Annotated in this window: 17 protein-coding genes; 3 read left to right on the top strand and 14 right to left on the bottom strand. The window is 36.9% G+C overall.

The annotated features are described in order from the left end of the window. Positions 1 to 18: 18 nt before the first annotated feature. The 9 genes from N0B48_RS17350 to N0B48_RS17310 all read right to left on the bottom strand — a co-directional run bounded on the left by N0B48_RS17350 (position 19) and on the right by N0B48_RS17310 (position 6,826). On the bottom strand, positions 19 to 720 hold the full coding sequence (locus N0B48_RS17350) for a LytR/AlgR family response regulator transcription factor (protein ID WP_259840193.1): 702 nt from the start codon (positions 718 to 720) through the stop codon (positions 19 to 21). Then, entirely contained in the window at positions 717 to 1,766 is a 1,050-nt protein-coding gene (locus tag N0B48_RS17345) for a sensor histidine kinase (RefSeq protein ID WP_259840192.1), read from the bottom strand. The genes N0B48_RS17350 and N0B48_RS17345 overlap by 4 nt, the downstream gene beginning before the upstream one ends. A 372-nt stretch (positions 1,767 to 2,138) precedes the next feature. Further along, a complete protein-coding gene (locus N0B48_RS17340; RefSeq protein WP_259840190.1) occupies positions 2,139 to 3,134 on the bottom strand; it encodes a T9SS type A sorting domain-containing protein in 996 nt (331 codons plus the stop codon). 286 nt (positions 3,135 to 3,420) lie between these two features. Continuing rightward, positions 3,421 to 4,509: a grasp-with-spasm system SPASM domain peptide maturase gene (gwsS, locus tag N0B48_RS17335; protein ID WP_259840188.1), complete on the bottom strand. Its 1,089-nt coding sequence runs from the start codon at positions 4,507 to 4,509 to the stop codon at positions 3,421 to 3,423. After that, a complete protein-coding gene (locus N0B48_RS17330; RefSeq protein WP_259840187.1) occupies positions 4,506 to 4,721 on the bottom strand; it encodes a hypothetical protein in 216 nt (71 codons plus the stop codon). The genes gwsS and N0B48_RS17330 overlap by 4 nt, the downstream gene beginning before the upstream one ends. A 2-nt stretch (positions 4,722 to 4,723) precedes the next feature. Further along, a complete protein-coding gene (gene gwsG / locus N0B48_RS17325) occupies positions 4,724 to 5,737 on the bottom strand; it encodes a grasp-with-spasm system ATP-grasp peptide maturase (protein WP_259840185.1) in 1,014 nt (337 codons plus the stop codon). Positions 5,738 to 5,819: 82 nt separating this feature from the next. Next, positions 5,820 to 6,050, bottom strand: coding sequence for a hypothetical protein (locus tag N0B48_RS17320; RefSeq protein WP_259840184.1), 231 nt, complete (start codon positions 6,048 to 6,050; stop codon positions 5,820 to 5,822). Between the two features lie 61 nt (positions 6,051 to 6,111). After that, positions 6,112 to 6,345 (bottom strand): hypothetical protein, encoded by a 234-nt coding sequence (locus tag N0B48_RS17315; protein ID WP_259840182.1) that lies wholly within the window; start codon positions 6,343 to 6,345, stop codon positions 6,112 to 6,114. Positions 6,346 to 6,610: 265 nt separating this feature from the next. Beyond that, positions 6,611 to 6,826 carry a hypothetical protein gene (locus tag N0B48_RS17310; RefSeq protein WP_259840180.1) on the bottom strand — a complete coding sequence of 72 codons (216 nt, stop codon included), beginning with the start codon at positions 6,824 to 6,826 and terminating at the stop codon, positions 6,611 to 6,613. 294 nt (positions 6,827 to 7,120) lie between these two features. Between N0B48_RS17310 and N0B48_RS17305 the strand changes: the two genes are divergently transcribed. Further along, the gene (locus tag N0B48_RS17305; RefSeq protein WP_259840178.1) at positions 7,121 to 7,948 is read left to right on the top strand and encodes a helix-turn-helix domain-containing protein; all 828 of its coding nucleotides are present in this window, start codon (positions 7,121 to 7,123) and stop codon (positions 7,946 to 7,948) included. Positions 7,949 to 7,976: 28 nt separating this feature from the next. Here the strand turns inward: N0B48_RS17305 and N0B48_RS17300 are convergent, their stop codons facing one another. From N0B48_RS17300 to pdxR, 4 genes are all read right to left on the bottom strand, one after another. Then, positions 7,977 to 8,891, bottom strand: coding sequence for a helix-turn-helix domain-containing protein (locus N0B48_RS17300; RefSeq protein WP_259840176.1), 915 nt, complete (start codon positions 8,889 to 8,891; stop codon positions 7,977 to 7,979). A 76-nt stretch (positions 8,892 to 8,967) separates the two neighbouring features. Next, the gene (locus N0B48_RS17295; RefSeq protein WP_259840175.1) at positions 8,968 to 9,765 is read right to left on the bottom strand and encodes an SDR family oxidoreductase; all 798 of its coding nucleotides are present in this window, start codon (positions 9,763 to 9,765) and stop codon (positions 8,968 to 8,970) included. Positions 9,766 to 9,937: 172 nt separating this feature from the next. After that, positions 9,938 to 10,510 carry a Crp/Fnr family transcriptional regulator gene (locus tag N0B48_RS17290; protein ID WP_259840174.1) on the bottom strand — a complete coding sequence of 191 codons (573 nt, stop codon included), beginning with the start codon at positions 10,508 to 10,510 and terminating at the stop codon, positions 9,938 to 9,940. A gap of 139 nt (positions 10,511 to 10,649) precedes the next feature. Next, positions 10,650 to 12,065 (bottom strand): MocR-like pyridoxine biosynthesis transcription factor PdxR, encoded by a 1,416-nt coding sequence (gene pdxR / locus N0B48_RS17285; protein ID WP_259840172.1) that lies wholly within the window; start codon positions 12,063 to 12,065, stop codon positions 10,650 to 10,652. Between the two features lie 498 nt (positions 12,066 to 12,563). On the opposite strand from pdxR, the gene N0B48_RS17280 reads away from it, so the two are divergent. Further along, a complete protein-coding gene (locus tag N0B48_RS17280) occupies positions 12,564 to 13,625 on the top strand; it encodes a poly(ethylene terephthalate) hydrolase family protein (protein ID WP_259840170.1) in 1,062 nt (353 codons plus the stop codon). Positions 13,626 to 13,793: 168 nt separating this feature from the next. Here N0B48_RS17280 and N0B48_RS17275 read toward each other — a convergent pair whose 3' ends face one another. After that, complete coding sequence (locus tag N0B48_RS17275; protein ID WP_259840169.1) at positions 13,794 to 14,852, bottom strand: 3-oxoacyl-ACP synthase III family protein; 1,059 nt, start codon at positions 14,850 to 14,852, stop codon at positions 13,794 to 13,796. 240 nt (positions 14,853 to 15,092) lie between these two features. On the opposite strand from N0B48_RS17275, the gene N0B48_RS17270 reads away from it, so the two are divergent. Continuing rightward, a complete protein-coding gene (locus N0B48_RS17270; RefSeq protein WP_259840168.1) occupies positions 15,093 to 18,437 on the top strand; it encodes a DEAD/DEAH box helicase in 3,345 nt (1,114 codons plus the stop codon). Positions 18,438 to 18,539 lie beyond the last annotated feature (102 nt).

Here is an 18,539-nt window from a genome sequence, read left to right as displayed (position 1 = left end):
TGTTTAGGTCGTTTTCTATCAGATCTTATTTATATTTTTGAATTTAACAGATTGGCGGCTTGAAACTTCTAATAGTTCTCCTGTTTTTAGTTTTACCTCTAACCTGCCACCGGTTATTCGTTTTACTTCCTGGATGTATTCAATATTGATAATCTCAGTTCTGTTTATTCTAAAAAATATATGTTCATCAAGCATTTCTTCCCATTGACGAAGTGATCGTCTTTGAAGTGCTTTTTTTCCTTGAAAAAAAAGTCTGGTATAATTTTCAAGTGATTCAATTAAATAAATTTCATCCAGCTGGATAAAGAATCGTTTCTCTCCATCCTTAATAAAAATATTCCGGTCTTTGGTTACCTTCCGGTTTATAGAATCTCTTATTTTTTCAATTGCTTTTGCAAAACGCTCCTCTCTTATGGGCTTCATGAGATAATCTAACGCATTTACTTCAAATGCCTGTACCGCATATTGATCATAAGCCGTAATAAAAAGCACGGCAGGCACATGATCTAAAGACTCCAACAAATCGAAACCGGATTTCTCCGGCATCTGAATATCTAAAAAAATCAAATCAGGCATTTCTGTTTCAATCAAATGCTTCGCGTCGTCGGCATTTTCAGCCTCACCAATCAGAATAAAATCTTCATATCCTTTTAATGTTTTTTTCAGTTCTTCCCGGGATAAACGTTCGTCATCCACTATTATAACTTTTATCTTTTTCATTTGAATGGGAGTAAAATGGTTGCTAAAACCGTTTCGTCTTTGCTCTCTGTAATCTCAAAAAAGGCATTTCCATTGTATTGCAATAACAGTCTCTCTTTTAGATTATTCAGTCCAATACCGGAATCTTTAATCTCCTGACTCAGTTTCCCCGGATTTTGGGCGCTGATTTTTAGCCAATTGCTTTCCTCTTCAATTTTAATAATAATAAGTCCACCACTTTTTCTTTTTTCAATTCCATGTTTTATGGCATTTTCAACCAGAGACTGAATACTCAAAGGAGGAATCTGATGTTTTGACACTTCTACCTTGATCTCCATTTTTATTTGCAGCCTTTCCTCAAACCGCATCTTTTCTAATTCAAGATAATCGTTCACAAGATTAATTTCATCACTTAAGGACACTAATCTCCCTACATTGCTTTGCAAGGAATTTCTTAACAGCTCAGACAAAAGATCAATGGCCCGTCTTGCCGAATTTGGGTTTTCTAATACCAAAAATTTTATATTATTCAATGAGTTAAAAAAGAAATGTGGGTTAAGCTGCGCACTTAGATTATTCAATTGTACCTCTTTTATTTTAAGCGACAATTGTGCAGATTCAATTTCAAGTCTTGAATAATGGAAAAGGTGATAGGCCAACAACCAAATAGACATTAATCTGGTACCCGTAATAAAAACCTGTAGTTGCATAGATTTGAAAAACGAGATGAATGAAACCATAGTATTGTCTAAGATAAACAGCCGTACCAGATAAAGTTTACTGACAATCAAAAACATATATAATAAAGAAAGTATCAAAACACTGATGGCAATTTTTGGGGCTAACTTTTTCAGATTTAATTTATTCCAGCCTTTTCTTATGGCAAAATTTCTGTAAATATGGGTCAATCCAATACCGATAAATACATCCAATATCAAATCTGCTATTCCAATTTTCCAACTAAAATTGCCGGTTAAAAATGCTGAAAATCCCCAATAAAAGGAAGTCAAAAACCATCCAATGAGCTGAATCTTCCAATAGACCGATATTCTTCTGATTATTTTCAATACATAAATTTTTAATTCTTTAGTAAAGGTATTCCTCTACCACAGATTGAGCAAATAAAAGTACATGAACGAAAAATAACAGCAGATAAGCGCAGATTGTTTCCTGATCTAAGAAAAAGGATAACACAAAATCGAAATTTACACAAGAGAGTCTACAGATTCACGTTAAAAACGGATAGAGCTCTCAGTATCCTGAAAGCTCTATTCCTATAAAAACCACTTACCGAAAGTCTGATTATGAGACCTGAAAATTTATTACTCAGGCATGAACAAACCATTTAATTCATATGTTCATTCCTGATCCACAACCTATAACAATTTTTCCGGCTTTCAGTATTTAGCAGTTTTTACTGTAAAAAGTAGAATTTAAAATTATTTCTTTATTATTTTTTTTGACACGATACGGCCATTTTTTAGTTCTCCCTGAAGAATATAAACTCCTTTCGGAAGTTTTGAAATGTCAATATTCTTCATATTTCCGGTTTTTAAAACAGATTTTCCATCTAAAGAAGTAATACTGACCTTTTTAATATCTTCCTCGGATTGTAGGGTAATCCTGTCTGAACTTGGATTCGGATATATTGAAATATCGGTCTTGTTGATGGTTAAATCAGAGGTTGATAAAGCACCCGGAACAAGGTAAGAAACCATCTTCGAAACATTGGTATTTCCGTTCAAAGTGAACGTATTGATTCCAAAGGAGAAAACCAGCCCCGAAGTTTGATTGATCCATTGGTAAGATTCATTGGTATATGCCAGTGGCGGCTGCCCCGGAATGCTCTGAGTGGCAGTTCTCATTCTCTTTACTCTAAGAACATTGGTATACGTTCCTGTGGCCGTAATAACTGTTCCGTAACCATCTGCTATAAAAGATTCCTGTCCTGCTTCACTGGTATTTCCTGCGCCCGAAACTGTATTAAACTGATACGTTTCATTAAACTGCTGCAGATACGTTACCGGGAACTTGTACATGATCAGAGGATCTGTATAGGTTACGGTTCCATTACCCAGACTCGGTCCGAAATAAGATCCTATCATAGTGGCTTCCGAATCAGTCACGTTACTAAAATCATACGTGTCGAGTGCAATGGGATTCGTAATTCTGTTGGCCGTAGGAAACCTGAAACAGTTGGTCTGTCCTGGACATGTATTGGTAGTGGCTGTTATTGCATTGGCTCCTGTATAAGCAGAAAAATCCCAGGTAACATTAGCACCGGCTGCTCCAGCAGTAATAGATGTAGATGTGACATCACCCGATCTGAATGTAACAGGAACATTGATTCTGTCAATACCTGATCTTGTTACCGTAGGCTGCGCATAAGCCATAATTCCTACGGTAACGGATAAAAGAAAGTTAATTTTTTTCATTTGTTCTGATGGGTTTGGTAAAGTGATTTATATGGAGTGTTTTTTTATTACAAATGTATCCTTAGGCTGACAAAGCATCAATCCTGAAAAAAAAGTATTTTTTTCTACCTATTATTAGGTATTTCATATGACTATTAAAATCATTATTTTTCTACGTTTGAATTCAAAATAAAAAAGCCCGGCATGTGCCGAGCTTATATTAAATCTATTGATTGGATCGTTAATTAAATGACTGTCTGTAGCTTAAATGGGTTTTATCCGTTTTTCGCTGTCTATCGAATAATGATCACAGTATTCCCATTTGATAGTATTCCACTGTCTTTTGCTTCATAGGATGCATACTCCATTCCTCCCATTCACAGGTATAAGGATTATAACCACATTTAAGAGGCGCTGAATAGATATCCTCAGGATGATCAATGTAGGCACGACAATCGGTACATATGTAGCGGAATTCACAGTCCTTACATTTTGTAATCTGATCCTTGGTGATATTCCAGTATTTTTTAAATCCTTCCTTTTCAATAGCTTCCCGGAGTGTGGTGTCTTTTATATTTCCATAACTGTCCTTCATACTCGGACAATTCTTAATATTGCCTTCTGCATCGATACTTATCTTACGATTCAGGCAAGAATTAAATTGTAAAGCCTCCGTATATGTTGAAATATTGATTGAAAAAAGGCTGCTGTCCACTATACCGCAATGATGCTGGCTAGTAATCTCCTTTTCAGTCTGTATTATAAATCCCATCCCATAAATCCCTTCTTTGTATATTTTTTTTTCCGGAGCTCCGGTTATAGTCAGGTTACTTATTTTTCTATTTTCACTGACAAAAGAATCTACTTTTTCATAAAATTTTTCATCTTCTTTATGAATAGGCAGTATGATCTCTATTGATTTGATCTGTGATGGATTGATAAGTGCTGTTACCCTGCCCAGTTCTTCCCAGGAAACTTCTCTGAAAAAACGGAACTGAATAAAATTGCAGCACAGCATTTCAAGCTCTTTAAGGAATTTTTCATCAAAATAATGTAAGTTTTGCCATGCATCTAAAACAGCATGAGAAATATGTGCAGGAAACAGCCATTCTTCATTCATTTTTGGAAAAAGATGCAGTTCATCGACAGAGCAGCAAAATGCAAGTTCATTTTCTTCCAGGAAGTCAAAATACTCCTGTAATATTTCTTTTCCTTCATGATCTAATTGCCGGATTGTTTCAGGGATATCAATATATCTTCCTTCTTTAAACAAATCACCAAAAGCATTAGGAATGGGATAAATCTTTTTACGCTGCAGATCGCAAATAGTGGAACGAGAAACTCCCTTTACAATAATGCAATGGCTGTACAGGAGCAATAACTGATCGGCAATCACAATATAAATGTTTTAGAATAAGGTTTGTAGAAAGGATCGGAAAATAAGATTTCTGCATTGTATTTTCCCAATTTTACAGGTTTAGCAGATTCAATGCCTTTATCGTTTTTGAATACCTGTATATTCCAGCTGTCTACATTCAGCGGCAATTCATCTCTGTTATCCTCGATCCAGTTTTTTATTTCTTCTTTTATTTTTTCTTCTTCTTTCATGCTTAGGTATTTATTAAATCAAGTGCGATCTGTCTTTCTATATCATAATTACAGTTCACCGATACCCATTGAAACTGTCCTACAGGATTTACTTCTAAAAAGACATATTCTCCTTCCGGCGTATAGATCATATCAATGGAGCCGCAGTTCATATCAATAGTCTGCATAAAACAGTGCAGTTTTTCTTCTATTTCTCCAGGCAATTGATAAGGCACACAGCGGTTTGGTCTTTCGGTATCATAGTTTCTGAAATCAATTTTTGTTTTTTCATTGGACTGAGAAAAGATGGCCATTGTGTAGAACTTACCTTTCAAATAAAATATGCGGAGTTCATATTTTTTTTCGATGTACTGCTGGTAAAATGCAAATTTGGCTATTGATCTATTTTGATACTTTTTACTTATTTCTGTTACCTCTTCGTTCGTTAAAACTTGTACACCTGCACCAATAATAAAATTGTAATTATCGTCGTAAGATGCATTTATTTCATTCATCTCAATATCTTTTGTAATAATCTTTTTGTACAAGGAAGAGAAGTGAATTACCTGGTTGAAATCATTGGTGACTAAAACATCAGGAATATTTAATCGGGATTCCATCGCCTGTGTCAAATTGGTGATTTTATTGGTAAAGTTTTCTTGAAATGTATTAATACTGCGCTTCTTATTTAAAGTAGTGTATATACTATTATCAATATATTTTTGCTCCCGGGAAAGGTTCCCTGATATACCTTGTACTAATGGCTGCAACAATGAAGAATCAGTATTCGATAATGGTTTGGTAAAACTAAATCCTCCCCTTCTGTACCAAAAAGATTGTGTATTTTGGCTTTTGAAATCGCCATTGTTGATATTGATAACTTCACCGTCCTTATTGCTAAGTGTATAGGTGAGATTATGTATAACAGTTGCATCATTAAAGCGATTTAGTTCCTCTTCTTTTATTCCAAAGAAGAAGAACCAATCTAATACATCATTGGTAGATTTGTCACTGCAATTGCTTTGAATTAAAAACATCCTTGCGTTCATTTTTTCTCTATAAAGATTGCCGAAACAAATCATATTGTTCCGGCAATAAAGTTCAATGTTTCACGAAAATTTATTTCCAAACCCCATTGTAACAGTATTCTATACATCCTTCGGATAAAACACCAGTAATATTTCCTCTCTTATCTCTACTATATATTACATTTTGCCTGTCTGGAATAGGCTGTTTTGTAATGGCATCTCTAGAATAATTTGTAGTAACCATTTCTCCTCCTTTAATTTTGCTCATTGTGTCGCTAGACATTGCTTCAAATCTTGAAGACTTTAAACTTTCTAATTTCATGATATTAATATTTTGGTTTTTACCTCTGTCTTACCGCCTTGAGGTCGTTGTTCAGCGTATATTATAGAGTAACAGACACTACATGCTTTGTTCCGTCTGCAGTCCAATAAATTTGGGTTACAAGCTTACCTGTAGTGTCATTATATACATTGATGTCCTTGTTTGTAAAGTCCGGAGCTCCGTTGTTCATGAACATATGTCCATTGGTAGCTACATTTTGGCCTGCTTTTATTGTACTCATTTGATTGATGTTGAGTGTTGTAAATTTTTCTGATTGTAAACTTTCTAATTTCATGATATTAATATTTTGGTGTTACCTCTGTCTTACCGCCTTGAGGTCGTTGTTCAGCGTATATTATTTTTTGTAGGTTTAGCGGTGTATTCCTGTTTTTTGAAATGACAAACTATGCATAAATATGATGTTTCATCATCTGTTTCGAAATCTAATAATTGAAAGGAGAAAAGCAAGAAAGGCAATTTTCTTTCTTACCCAGTTTTTTTAATAAGGTCATCTCTTACAGGGTCCAGCAGCTTGCCTTAATTTCTTTAATCCGGACAGGTTATATGATGTGCCACACCCCACTAACATTGTAAGCCATATTGCCATAGGTACCATCTCTGAGTACCACAAAACGATCTTCAGAATAAGACTGTGTTTTTCCCTCCAGATAAATATACCCGCCGCCGGTCTGCTTGACTTCTCCGCCTCTAATTTTATTCATCTGATGGTCATTCAGCTCTTCAAACTTTTTTGATTTTAAACGTTCTAGTTTCATGTTGTTGATATTTAGTTTTTACCCCTGTTTTTCCGCCTTGAGGTAGTTGTTCAGCGTATATACTTTATTACTTTTAATCTTATTTTCAGATTCAGTACAACGAAACTATTTACAGGTTCATCATACAATTAAACTATAAGATAAAAGTAATCTCCATTTTAAATCATAACATAGTACAAACACGACACTTTCAAATGATAATCACTATTAATATTCTGTATTTAATTGGTATAATGAATTTTATCACTTTAAAATAAATGATATTTTTACACCAACCAAATCACAGAATCAGCTATGGAACCTATTATTTCCTTACCAATTCATAGGGCATTAAAACCGATCGTGCAGTCTATTGTTGTTGCAGACATCAACTTCACCAAATTGTCCCTGAATGCTGAATATCGGTATCCCTGGATGAACAGAACAAGTATTTTTTTCACCCTCGATGATGAACCACTCTTATTAAAGCGGAATGAAGAATATATCCGTGTTCCTCTCTGTTATGTAGTGGGTCCCAGACTCGTTAATGATACTGTAAATTTTGGTAAAAGGAGACGTACAGTAGGCATTACGTTTAAAGCCGGAGGTTTTCAGCGCCTTATGGGGATCCCTGTTGATATATTGACAAAAGAAAATATAGATCTGCACCAGATCTTTGGAAAAGAAACGGAGGAGATTCAGGAAAAGCTTAAAGAAGCAAAAGGAAATAACGAAATATTAAGAATTATAGAGAATTTTCTTCTGAAAAGAATATATTCCATCCGTGACTTCTCCTTGTTTGACTTGTCTATTGAGCAATGCGTTAAAAGCAGAGGAAATATGTCCATAGAAAAACTTGCTTCCACAGCTGCATTAAGTACAAGACAGTTTGAAAGGAGATGCAAGGAAAGTTTAGGTATCTCACCGAAGCTTTTTTCAAGACTGACACGATTTTCTAATGCTTATACCCTTAAAGAACGCTGTTCCGGGCTAAGCTGGATTACGATTGCACACGAATCCGGATATTATGATCAGATGCACCTGATACGTGATTTTAAACTATTTTCAGGGTACAGTCCCGGCGGAATTAATGAAATTGAATTACATAATCTTAAAATAATTTCAATTTTGGAAAGTGAATGACCCGTACTATATAATTTATTTAACAAGATTAATTGAATGACTGTCTGTAGCTTAAAGGGGTTTTATCCGTTTTCTTTTTAAACAGTTTATTGAATGACTGCGGATGCTCAAAACCCAAAGCATAAGCTACTTCCGATACGGAAAAACTCGTTGCTGTAAGGTATTCTTTGGCCTTTTCGATCAGTTTTTCGTGAATATGCTGCTGGGCATTTTGTCCGGTAAGATTCCGAAGCATATCACTCAGATAATGAGGTGAGAGATTAAGCTCAGAGGCCAGAAATTCTACGGTGGGAATACCGTGGTTCAGGGTCTGTTCTTTATTAAAATAATCTTCCAGTACCGTATCCATTTTGGACAAAAGATCACTGTTGACTGATTTCCTGGTAATAAATTGTCTTTTATAAAAACGGTTGCTGTAATTCAGCAAAACTTCGATATAGGAAATAATGACGTCCTGGCTAACCTCATCGATGGCCGTATTCAGCTCATTCCTGATATTGTCCAGCAGTCCGGTGATCACCGTTTTCTCCTGATCGGATAAATGCAGAGCTTCATTTGTATCATAAGAAAAGAACCCAAATTTCTTAATGTTCTTTCCCAAAGGATAAGTCCGTATAAAATCAGGATGAACCAAAAGTGTGTACCCGCAGTATTGTGCATCCACATCTGTAGATAGGATCTGTCCCGGCGATGTGAACATCATTCCGCCTTCATTAAAATCGTAATATCCCTGCCCGTAGCCCATCTTTCCGTGTTCGGAAAATTTATAGGAGATCTTATAAAAATCCATCAGGAAGCTTTTGTTCAGCATTTCTTTATCCACACTCATCTTGGTATTGTCTATCAGACTTACTAATGGATGTAGGGGTTTGGGAACACTCAGCAGATTGTGAAGTTCCGATATGGAGGAAATTTTCATTGGGGTATTATCTTTCTTTTCCATGATATAAATGTATTAAATATTTGGTTGAAAAGACAGTATAAAGCACGTATTTATACTGTCTCAATATTTAAATTTCTTAGATAAACTGTTTTCCGAACTGCTCTCTGAAAAGCTCATCTCCCAGCTCAAGACGCTGTGCATAAATCGCTTTGGCATCTTCTCCGGCTACATATCTTAATTGTTTTTTACCGTCTGTAGCGGCTTCATAAACGACTTCAGCAATCTGTACCGGCTCGGAAGCAGCTTCCATCATTCCTTCCATTTTCGAGAATAGAGAATTCGTCATTTCATCATAAGCAGGACTTGTAGCAGCATCTAAAGACCGGCTTACAAAATCGGTTTTAATTCCACCCGGAGAAACGGTTTTAACATCAATTCCAAATCGGTTCAGTTCATACGCTAAACTTTCGCTCCAGCCCTCCAGCGCCCATTTGGTGGCATGATAAGTAGACCCTAATGGGAAAGCAACCAATCCACCTATTGAGGTAGTAGAAATAAACATTCCGCTCTGTTTTTCTCTGAAATAAGGGATGAATGCCTGCGTCACGCGGATCACACCCAGAAGGTTTGTATCCAGCTGTCTTAAGATCTGTTCGTCAGATAAAGCTTCCAAAGGACCAATAAGTCCGTACCCTGCATTATTGAAAACCACATCCACCTGACCCAGTTCAATTGTCTTTTTCACAGTTGATTTGATCTGTTCCAGATTGGTGACATCCAGCGGAAGCAAGGTTACATTTTCAAGATCTTTAAGTTCCGCAGCCGCTTCAGGGTTTCTCATGGTAGCGATAACGTTCCATCCTCTGCTTTGAAATAATTGGGCAGCCGCTTTTCCTAATCCTGTTGAAGCGCCTGTTATAAAAATTGTTTTCATTTTGTTCTGTATTAAATTAACAAGACAAAGGTCAGAATTAGAATAAAGGCCGGAGTTGCCAAATTGGACTAACGTGTAGCCAAAATGGATTTCTCAATTAAATTCAAAAAAAGCGGCACCATCTAGATATACGGTACCGCTTTTGGTATTAAAAAAATTAAATATAAATATTTTAACGGTTGAGCAATCTCTTTCTGATCCTGCTTAAAGACTGAGGCTGTATACCCAGATATCCGGCAATATGTTTTTGGGGGATAAGCTGAAGAATTTTAGGGTTTTCAAGCAACAATTGGTGATAGCGCTGCTCAGGAGAGATACATAATAAACCTTCGATTCTTCTTTTGGCGTGGAGATACACCGCTTCGGCTATTCTTCTCCCGAATTCCTGCCAGTACACATCTTTATCATACAGATTTTGAAGATGATCTTTATGCAGAAGGAATACTTCGGAATCTTCAATAGCCTTGATACTGATCCTGGATTTCACTCCAAACAGAATGCTGTCATAATCTGTGATAAGACTGTTTTCCAGGTGAAAATTAACGTTGATATCTTTGTCGTAGAAACTTCGCATCAATCCGGATTTTAAGAATCCTAAATACTCACAGCATTCCCCTTCTCTTAAAAAGAAATCTGCTTTTTTAAAAATTACTTTATTTAAATAGCGGCATAATTCTACATAGTGCTCTTCATCCACCAGAAATAAAGAACCGTAGGTTGCATACTCTTCAGTGATTCCTTTCATAATTTTTTAATCAATCTCTCAAATTCCGGTTGGTCATAAATCATGAGCAACCATTTGTATCATTAAAGAAGGAAGCCTACTACAGCTCCCTTCTTTGGTTAAAATATAATCTGTTAATAAAATGTTCTCTTCAAAAGTTCTAAAAGTATTCTGCCATGATCCTTACCGCTTCCTCAAGATTCTTTTCAGATACGGAACCAAAGCTGACGAGAACACCCTCGCCTTCGTTTTTATAATAATCGTGGCTAATGATTGATCTTATTCCTCTGGAAGCTAATTCGTCTTTTAAAAATCTGTTGAATTCTTCTACCATAGGATTTACCGGCACAACCCAATAGCCAAGTCCCAGCTCCGGTTTCGTGTACTTTATTTTCCCATTGAGGTATTTATTCAAAACTTCATCCAGAAAATCCCGTTTATTTTTATAATGCCGGACCGATTTTTTTAAATGCTTGGTATAAAGTCCGTCTCTTATTAAATTGAAAAATGCCCTTTCCATAATAGAATCACCATTAATGTCTATGATTCTTCTAAGCGCCACCAGCTTTTTAATAAAAGTTTGACTGCTTGCTACATATCCGATTTTCAGGAAGGGACTTACCGATCTGCTAAATGTTCCCACATAGATATAGCTTTTCAAATTTTCATCGCTGCATAAAGGCAGAAGCCTGTTTTGGCTGTAATTAAGATCAATACAGTAATCATCTTCTATGATGTAAAAGTCATGGGTATTTGATAATTCGATGAGCTCTTTGCGTCTTGATTCACTTAATATGGCAGTTGTAGGAAACTGGGCATTCGGAGATACATAAACCGCTTTTATATTCATCCCCATTTCGATATACTTCCTGATATCTGCAATAACAATTCCTTCTGAATCCACCTCTGCATATAACACCGTTGCCCCAGAATACTCAAATGCCTCCCAGGCAAGCCTGTACCCCGGATGTTCTACAATAACGCAGTCACCGCTCTGTAATAAGCACTGAGAGATCATAAACAAAGCCATCTGGCTGCCTCTTGTAATGCATATATTATTTTCGTCTCCTAAGATTCTTCTCTGATGATTCAGCATCTGAGATAGGGCCAACCTCAGTTTTCTGTATCCAGCGGGATCGTTAAAAGTATGCAGCTTTTGTTTCTGTATTTTTTTGAGGACCAGTTTGTATTCCCGGATGATATCTTCCATTGGAGAGAGGTTGGTGTCCGGAAGGCCTTGGTCAAAAACAATTTTATTAATAGCAGAGGCACTTTTGATATGATCGGGAACAATTTCTTTTACTTCTTTTTCCGGAAGATTATAGGAAACAAATGTCCCGGATCTCTGTTTAGAGATCACCCAACCCTGGTATTCCAATTGATTATAAGCCTCAATTACCGTATTTCTGTTCACCTGCAAAATGTCTGCAAGTTTTCTGGTACCTGGAAGAACATTTCCTCTTCTCAGTTTCCCTGAATGTACAGCATCTATAAGAGTTTCAACAATCTGTTGATAAACAGGCAGCTGAAAATATTTTTCATCAATTTTCAGATCTAGATTCCAGGGTCTTAACATTTTATAGGCTGTTTAATTACAATCTCTCTCTAAATAAATCTAATTGAGTTTTAAGCAGATAATTTATTGATAGTCAAAGAAAAATTATTTTAGTATCATCTTGCTAGGCCAGTTTTAAAATTTTACAGAAGCCAGTTTCTTTAAAAAACAGATTCGAATAGCCGGAAGGTTTCCTTTTTAACAATTAACACAAAACAATAATAAGTTGAATATCAAATACATAATCAACTACATCTTATCACCAATGCTTCATTTTGAATCATTGAAAAATACATTAACTCTACTATTCATCCCTTTAAAAAAAATATGGTTAAAAAAAAATACAAACTGTATTTACAAAAAATAAAAAACTGGATGAGATATAAAGTTAGTTAAAACATTTACTTTGCTCAAATAAATCACTTAATAATGATAAAATATTATTCTAACTCAATAATCAAATAACTTTACTACAGATATTTATAATTCAAGAAAATTAAACCATTTAAAAATAAGCTTATGAAAAAAATAATATTTTCGGTACTGACAATATCCCTATCGTTGGTATCCTGTCAAAACACTGATGAACTATTAGAAAATACATCGGAAAATAATTTGACGAGTGAAAATCAGACAGCATCAAAATCTAATTTTTTCCCTGCTACAGGTTTGGCCAATGAGCAATACGGAAGCATTGGCCCTTACGCGGTGAGCACAGATGCAGTGCTCGGAGACTGTGGAAATATAGGCGGTATCATTGTAGATGTCCTTCAGTCCATTAATGTGCTGGATCATACCATTCAATGTACCAACAATTTTCCTTTTGGGAACGGATCTCCCATTATGACATCGGTGTATTATCCCACAAATATTGCTAATATGGATAAGCTTCCTGTTGTGAATTTTGTAGGTGGTATATTATCCAACGAGGGGAATTACGCACAAATGCTTAAGCTATGGGCAAGCCATGGCTTCGTGGTCGTGGTTTCTTCAGATTTTATTAATTCAATGCCGGAAATGCATATTCTCGGGGCTTTAAAAGCATCAAAGCTTAACAAGGATACCCAATCTCCATTGTACGGGAAAATTGATATGTCCAGGATGATCATAGCAGGCCATTCAGCAGGCGGTGGAGCATCGCTTCTTACCTCAAGTATTCCTGAGCACGCTATGAAACTGATTGATCCTGCCCTGAAAGTTGTAGGATCCCTGCCTATTGAACCGGGACCTGCCGCAGTAAGCTTTACGGTAAAGGCGCCTACTCTTATTTTAACGGGAAGGCTTGATATTGTAGTTATGCCGTGGTATACGAAACTTCATCAGAGTCATCTTCTCAACCAGTCTCCGGCATGGGCAGCGACGGCCACTACTGCGACTCATTTCAGTCCTACCATGGAGATTTCTAAAAATGAATTTGCAGGAATCAGTGTGGCCTGGTTGAAATATACGGGTTACAATGATGCAGACGCGAAAGCTTATTTCGTCGGACCAAACTATAAGCTAAAATCAGATTCACAGTTTCTTCAGGGAATTCATCCTTACAGAGTGGTAAGAAACCCGATTGCCGATAATCTTCAGTAATTCAACTCCATAAAAAGAAAAAAAACAGCAGATGTCTATTCATAGATAAGGTGAAATTTCATCCTTTTCAAAAATTAAGGCTCAGATTTTATAATCTGAGCCTTTTTTCAATATAAGAGATCAAAATATGATGGCTACCATCACTATTCCTCTCTGATCGTGTATAAGTTAAAATTTATAAACAAATGAATTGATATTCATCCCTGCCCCTACAGAAGCGAACAGTACAACGTGTCCTTCTTTGATCTCGTGGGAAGGAAGTTCTCCATCTAAGATCATTGCAAGTAAAGTAGGAATAGTAGCCACACTGCTGTTCCCTAATTTATTGATGACCATCGGCATAATATTTTCCGGCATCGGAAGATCGTAAAGCTGATAAAAACGTTTTACGATAGCCTCGTCCATTTTTTCATTGGCCTGATGAATAATGATCTTATCAAGCTGATCTATGGAATATCCGCTGGCATCCATACATTTTTTCATGGCATCTGCTACATTCACCAGGGCAAATTCATAGATTTTACGGCCATCCATTTTGATGTATTTTGTATCCTGACAGCTTTCGTTGTTGTATGATTTTCCAAAATACAGGAAATCTTTTTCGTTTAACGTATATGAAGCCGATAAATGAGACTGTATTCCGCTGTTATCATCACTGATTTCAAGAATAGCCGCTCCCGCTCCGTCTGCATAGATCATGCTGTCTCTGTCGTGGATATCCACAACTCTTGAAAGCGTTTCTGCCCCAATAACCAGGCAACGTTTTGCAATGCCTGATCTGATGAAAGCATTGGCCTGTATGACACCCTCAATCCAGCCCGGACATCCGAAAAGGACATCGTAGGCCACACAAAAATTATTTTTGATTTTCAGCAGATGTTTTACCCTTGAGGCCAGACTCGGAACACTGTCCGACTGAACAGTACCGAACCGAACATCGCCAAAATTATGGGCAAATATGATATAGTCCAATGTTTCAGGATCTATTTTTGAATTTTCTATCGCTCTCTGTGCTGCTATAAGCCCCAGATCCGAGGTCACCTGATGCTCAGATGCGTACCTTCTTTCTTCGATGCCGGTAATTTCCTTTAGCTTTCTGGCAATAATATCATTCGCTTCCTTTAATGACTCTCCGTTTTTATTAATAAAATGATGCTGGTCAAAAAATAAATTTGTAATTGTTTCCGGCGGAATATAATTGCCGACGCCTATAATCTTGCTTGTCATTAAAAAAAAATTATGATCTTCTTAAATTCATTTCATATTTTTCATGAATTCAAATATTGTACAATAATAACGATAAAATATTTATTAATCGTATGATAAATTATAATTGAATATTTATATTGGTATTCAGCGCATACAATGGAACCTCTTCTTCCGTCAAATCGCTCTCTATCACAGGTTTTTCACTTCATCCTCAATAGCCATGAATCTTGTCATCCTTTTTTGTAAATTCGCATGCTTATGGCAGCATATATTCTTGAAAATACAAGCTTCACTACCCTTTCTGTTTATGATCTTCTGAAACACACCTCCGGCAGCGCATTTCTGGAGATCAGAGATTTCCACGGAATCTACCCTGCTGCCATTGAAAATAACCATGGAATTTTTACGAAAAGGTCTCCGTTACAGGATTTTCCGGATGTTTCCGTAAGCCAGATCGGGAGTTCCATCGTAAGCACCTGCTCCTGCGCTCATCCCAAAGACAAACTTTGTGAGCATCAGACAGAAATTATTCACTGTATTTTAGAGGATAAAAATTTCAGAACTTTTTTTGAACCTTATCTTCGCAAGAAGCTGTTTATTGCTAAAGCCAAAAGCTACGGCTTAGAAAATGAGTCTGATCTTGATATTTATTTTGAACTGGAATACGCTGACGGTAAAATTGAAGTAAAACCTAAGATCAAAGAGCTATTATCCATCGATGAAGATGTTTTTAAACAACAGCTTATTCCACAGCGCTCTTCCGTGATTGAGGAACTGGCTTTACAGGAAAATGGAAAGAGAAAAATACTGGTCATCGGCAAGCACCGCTATTACAGCCATCTGAACTTTTCACTGATGGAATCTGAAACCACGCAAACGGGAAAGATCAAAAACCCGGTCAATCCGGTTGATGCCATGCAGCTGATCTGGAAAGCCGAAGAACCATTACATATTAAATTTTATACCGCTGTTTCAGCCTTCCAGAACAATTACAATGAAGAGTACAATCCGGCAGAACTCGAAGCCCTAAAACTGATTGTACAGAATCCGCTTGGGCTGGAAACGTATTATCATGACCGTGAACTTTCGGAAACCGTTTCAGCAAAATCCCTTGTACCTGTACATCTTGAAGTTTTAAAGGCAGAACTAAAGCTTAATGTGTTCAAAAAAGAACCTTTCTACGAAGTGACAGGTGAACTTGAATTCAACGATATTTCTATTCCCTTCAAAAATGTCACGATCAGGAATGAATATTTTGTTTACAGCCGGAATACACTCAGTTTTGTAGACGATCCTGATATGCTGAGGGTCCTGAAATTCTTTAAAACCAATAACGAAATCCTGCTTGTTCATGCCTCAAAATATGAAGCATTCATGCAGAATGTTCTTGCGTCTATTGAAGAACGCATTCATATCAACTATAGTTACATACAGCCTGCAACTCCGGTTCAGCTTGAAGAAAAAACACACCGGAACGAGAGGATCATTTATCTTCGTCAGCAGGGAAATTATATCGCCATCACTCCGGTCATGAAGTATGGTCAGGCCGAAGTTCCTGTGTATTCCAGAAAGCAGCTTTTCGGTACGGATCAGAACGGAAACGTATTTAAAATCAACAGAAGTGATGCTGAAGAAGCCCGCTTTACGTCTCTCATCATGAAACAGCATCCGGATTTTGAAGGACAAATGGACGGCTACGATTATTTTTATCTGCACAAGGATAAATTTCTGGATGAAGACTGGTTCCTGCATGCTTTTGAAACCTGGAGAAACGAAGGAATTATCCTATTGGGATTCAATGAACTCAAAAATAATAAACTGAATTCCCACAAAGCTAAAATCAATATTCAGATTACCAGCGGCCTGGATTGGTTCAATGCTAAACTGAAAGTAAGTTTCGGGCAGAAAGATGCCGCTTTGAAACAGCTTCACCGCGCCATCCGGAACCGAAGTAAATTTGTACAGTTGGATGATGGTACCCTCGGGCTACTTCCGGAAGAATGGATCGGCAGGATGAATGAGTTTTTCCGGATCGGGGAAATTGATGCTGAAGATCTTAAAATTCCGAAGATCAGTTTTACTGAGGTCTCTTCTTTATTTGAGAAAGAGGTTTTAAGTGAGGAATTACAGGAAGAAATTGCTTCTTATTCTCTTCAGTTCTCGTCTGTCAGGAACATTCCACAAGTGAGTATTCCTAAAGGATTAAACGCCGTTTTAAGAGACTATCAGCACGATGGCCTGAACTGGCTGGACTTCTTAGACCGATTCAATTTCGGAGGCTGTCTGGCAGATGATATGGGACTTGGAAAAACGCTTCAAATCATTGCATTTATTCTGTCTCAAAGAGAAAAACACGGACATACGACTAATCTTGTGGTCGTACCGACTTCCTTGCTCTTCAACTGGCAGGAAGAAATTAATAAGTTCGCCCCATCTTTAAAAGTGATGACGCATTATGGAGCAGACCGATTAAAAGCATCAGAGCATATGTCAGAATATGAAGTAGTGCTTACCAGCTACGGAATGCTTCTTTCGGATATTCGTTTTCTGAAAAACTTCCGCTTTAATTATGTTTTTCTCGATGAATCACAAACGATTAAAAATCCCAATTCGGAACGATATAAAGCAGCGCGACTTCTGCAGTCGAGAAACAGGATTGTCCTGACCGGAACTCCCATTGAAAATAATACGTTTGATCTTTACAGCCAACTTTCTTTTGCCTGTCCGGGACTTTTGGGAAGCAAGCAGTATTTTAAAGATATTTACGCCATTCCTATCGATAAATTTGAATATGGAAAACGGGCTCAGGAACTCCAGGACAAAATAAGACCTTTCATTCTCCGCAGAACGAAGAAACAGGTCGCCAAAGAGCTTCCTGAAAAAACCGAAATGGTGATCTACTGCGAAATGGATACTGAACAGCGCAAGATCTATGATGCCTATGAAAAAGAACTTCGTGAATTTATCGCCGCCAATGATGATGACGATCTGAATAAAAACAGTATGCACGTTTTGACAGGATTAACGAGGCTCAGACAGATCTGCAATTCTCCTTTACTTTTAAAAGAAGGATACTCCGGTGAACATGCTGTAAAAATAGAAATACTGATGGAACAGATCCAAAGTAAATCTAAAGGTCATAAAATATTAGTGTTCTCACAATTTGTAGAGATGTTGGATTTACTTAAAGTAGAACTTGAACGTAAAAAAATACCGTTTGAATACCTTACCGGGCAGACCAAAAACAGAGGTAAAGCCGTTAATAATTTTCAGGAAAATGAAGAAATCCGTGTATTTCTGATCAGTTTAAAAGCCGGCGGTGTAGGCTTAAATCTTACGCAGGCAGATTATATTTATCTGGTAGATCCGTGGTGGAATCCAGCAGCTGAAAATCAAGCGATTGACCGAAGCTACCGTATCGGACAGACTAAAAACGTAATCGCTGTACGACTGATTTGCTCAAATACCGTTGAAGAGAAAATCTTAAGTCTTCAGAAAAAGAAGAATGAACTGGCTCAAAACCTGCTTCAGACTGATGGAACCGGTATTCAGAAGTTTTCAAAGCATGATTTGCTGGAAATACTGGATTCCGGACCTTTATAGAGGTTTCGGGCGGGCCCAATTGACCCCCCCAAAAAAACCCCACAAAATAATTGAAATAATTAATAAAGTTAACAATAAAAAAAAAATACCAAAAACTTAAAA

Source organism: Chryseobacterium herbae (assembly GCF_025154075.1).
GTDB lineage: Bacteria > Bacteroidota > Bacteroidia > Flavobacteriales > Weeksellaceae > Chryseobacterium > Chryseobacterium herbae.
The sequence above is the reverse complement of the archived record's forward strand: the minus strand, read 5'-3'. Positions and strand labels throughout refer to the sequence as shown.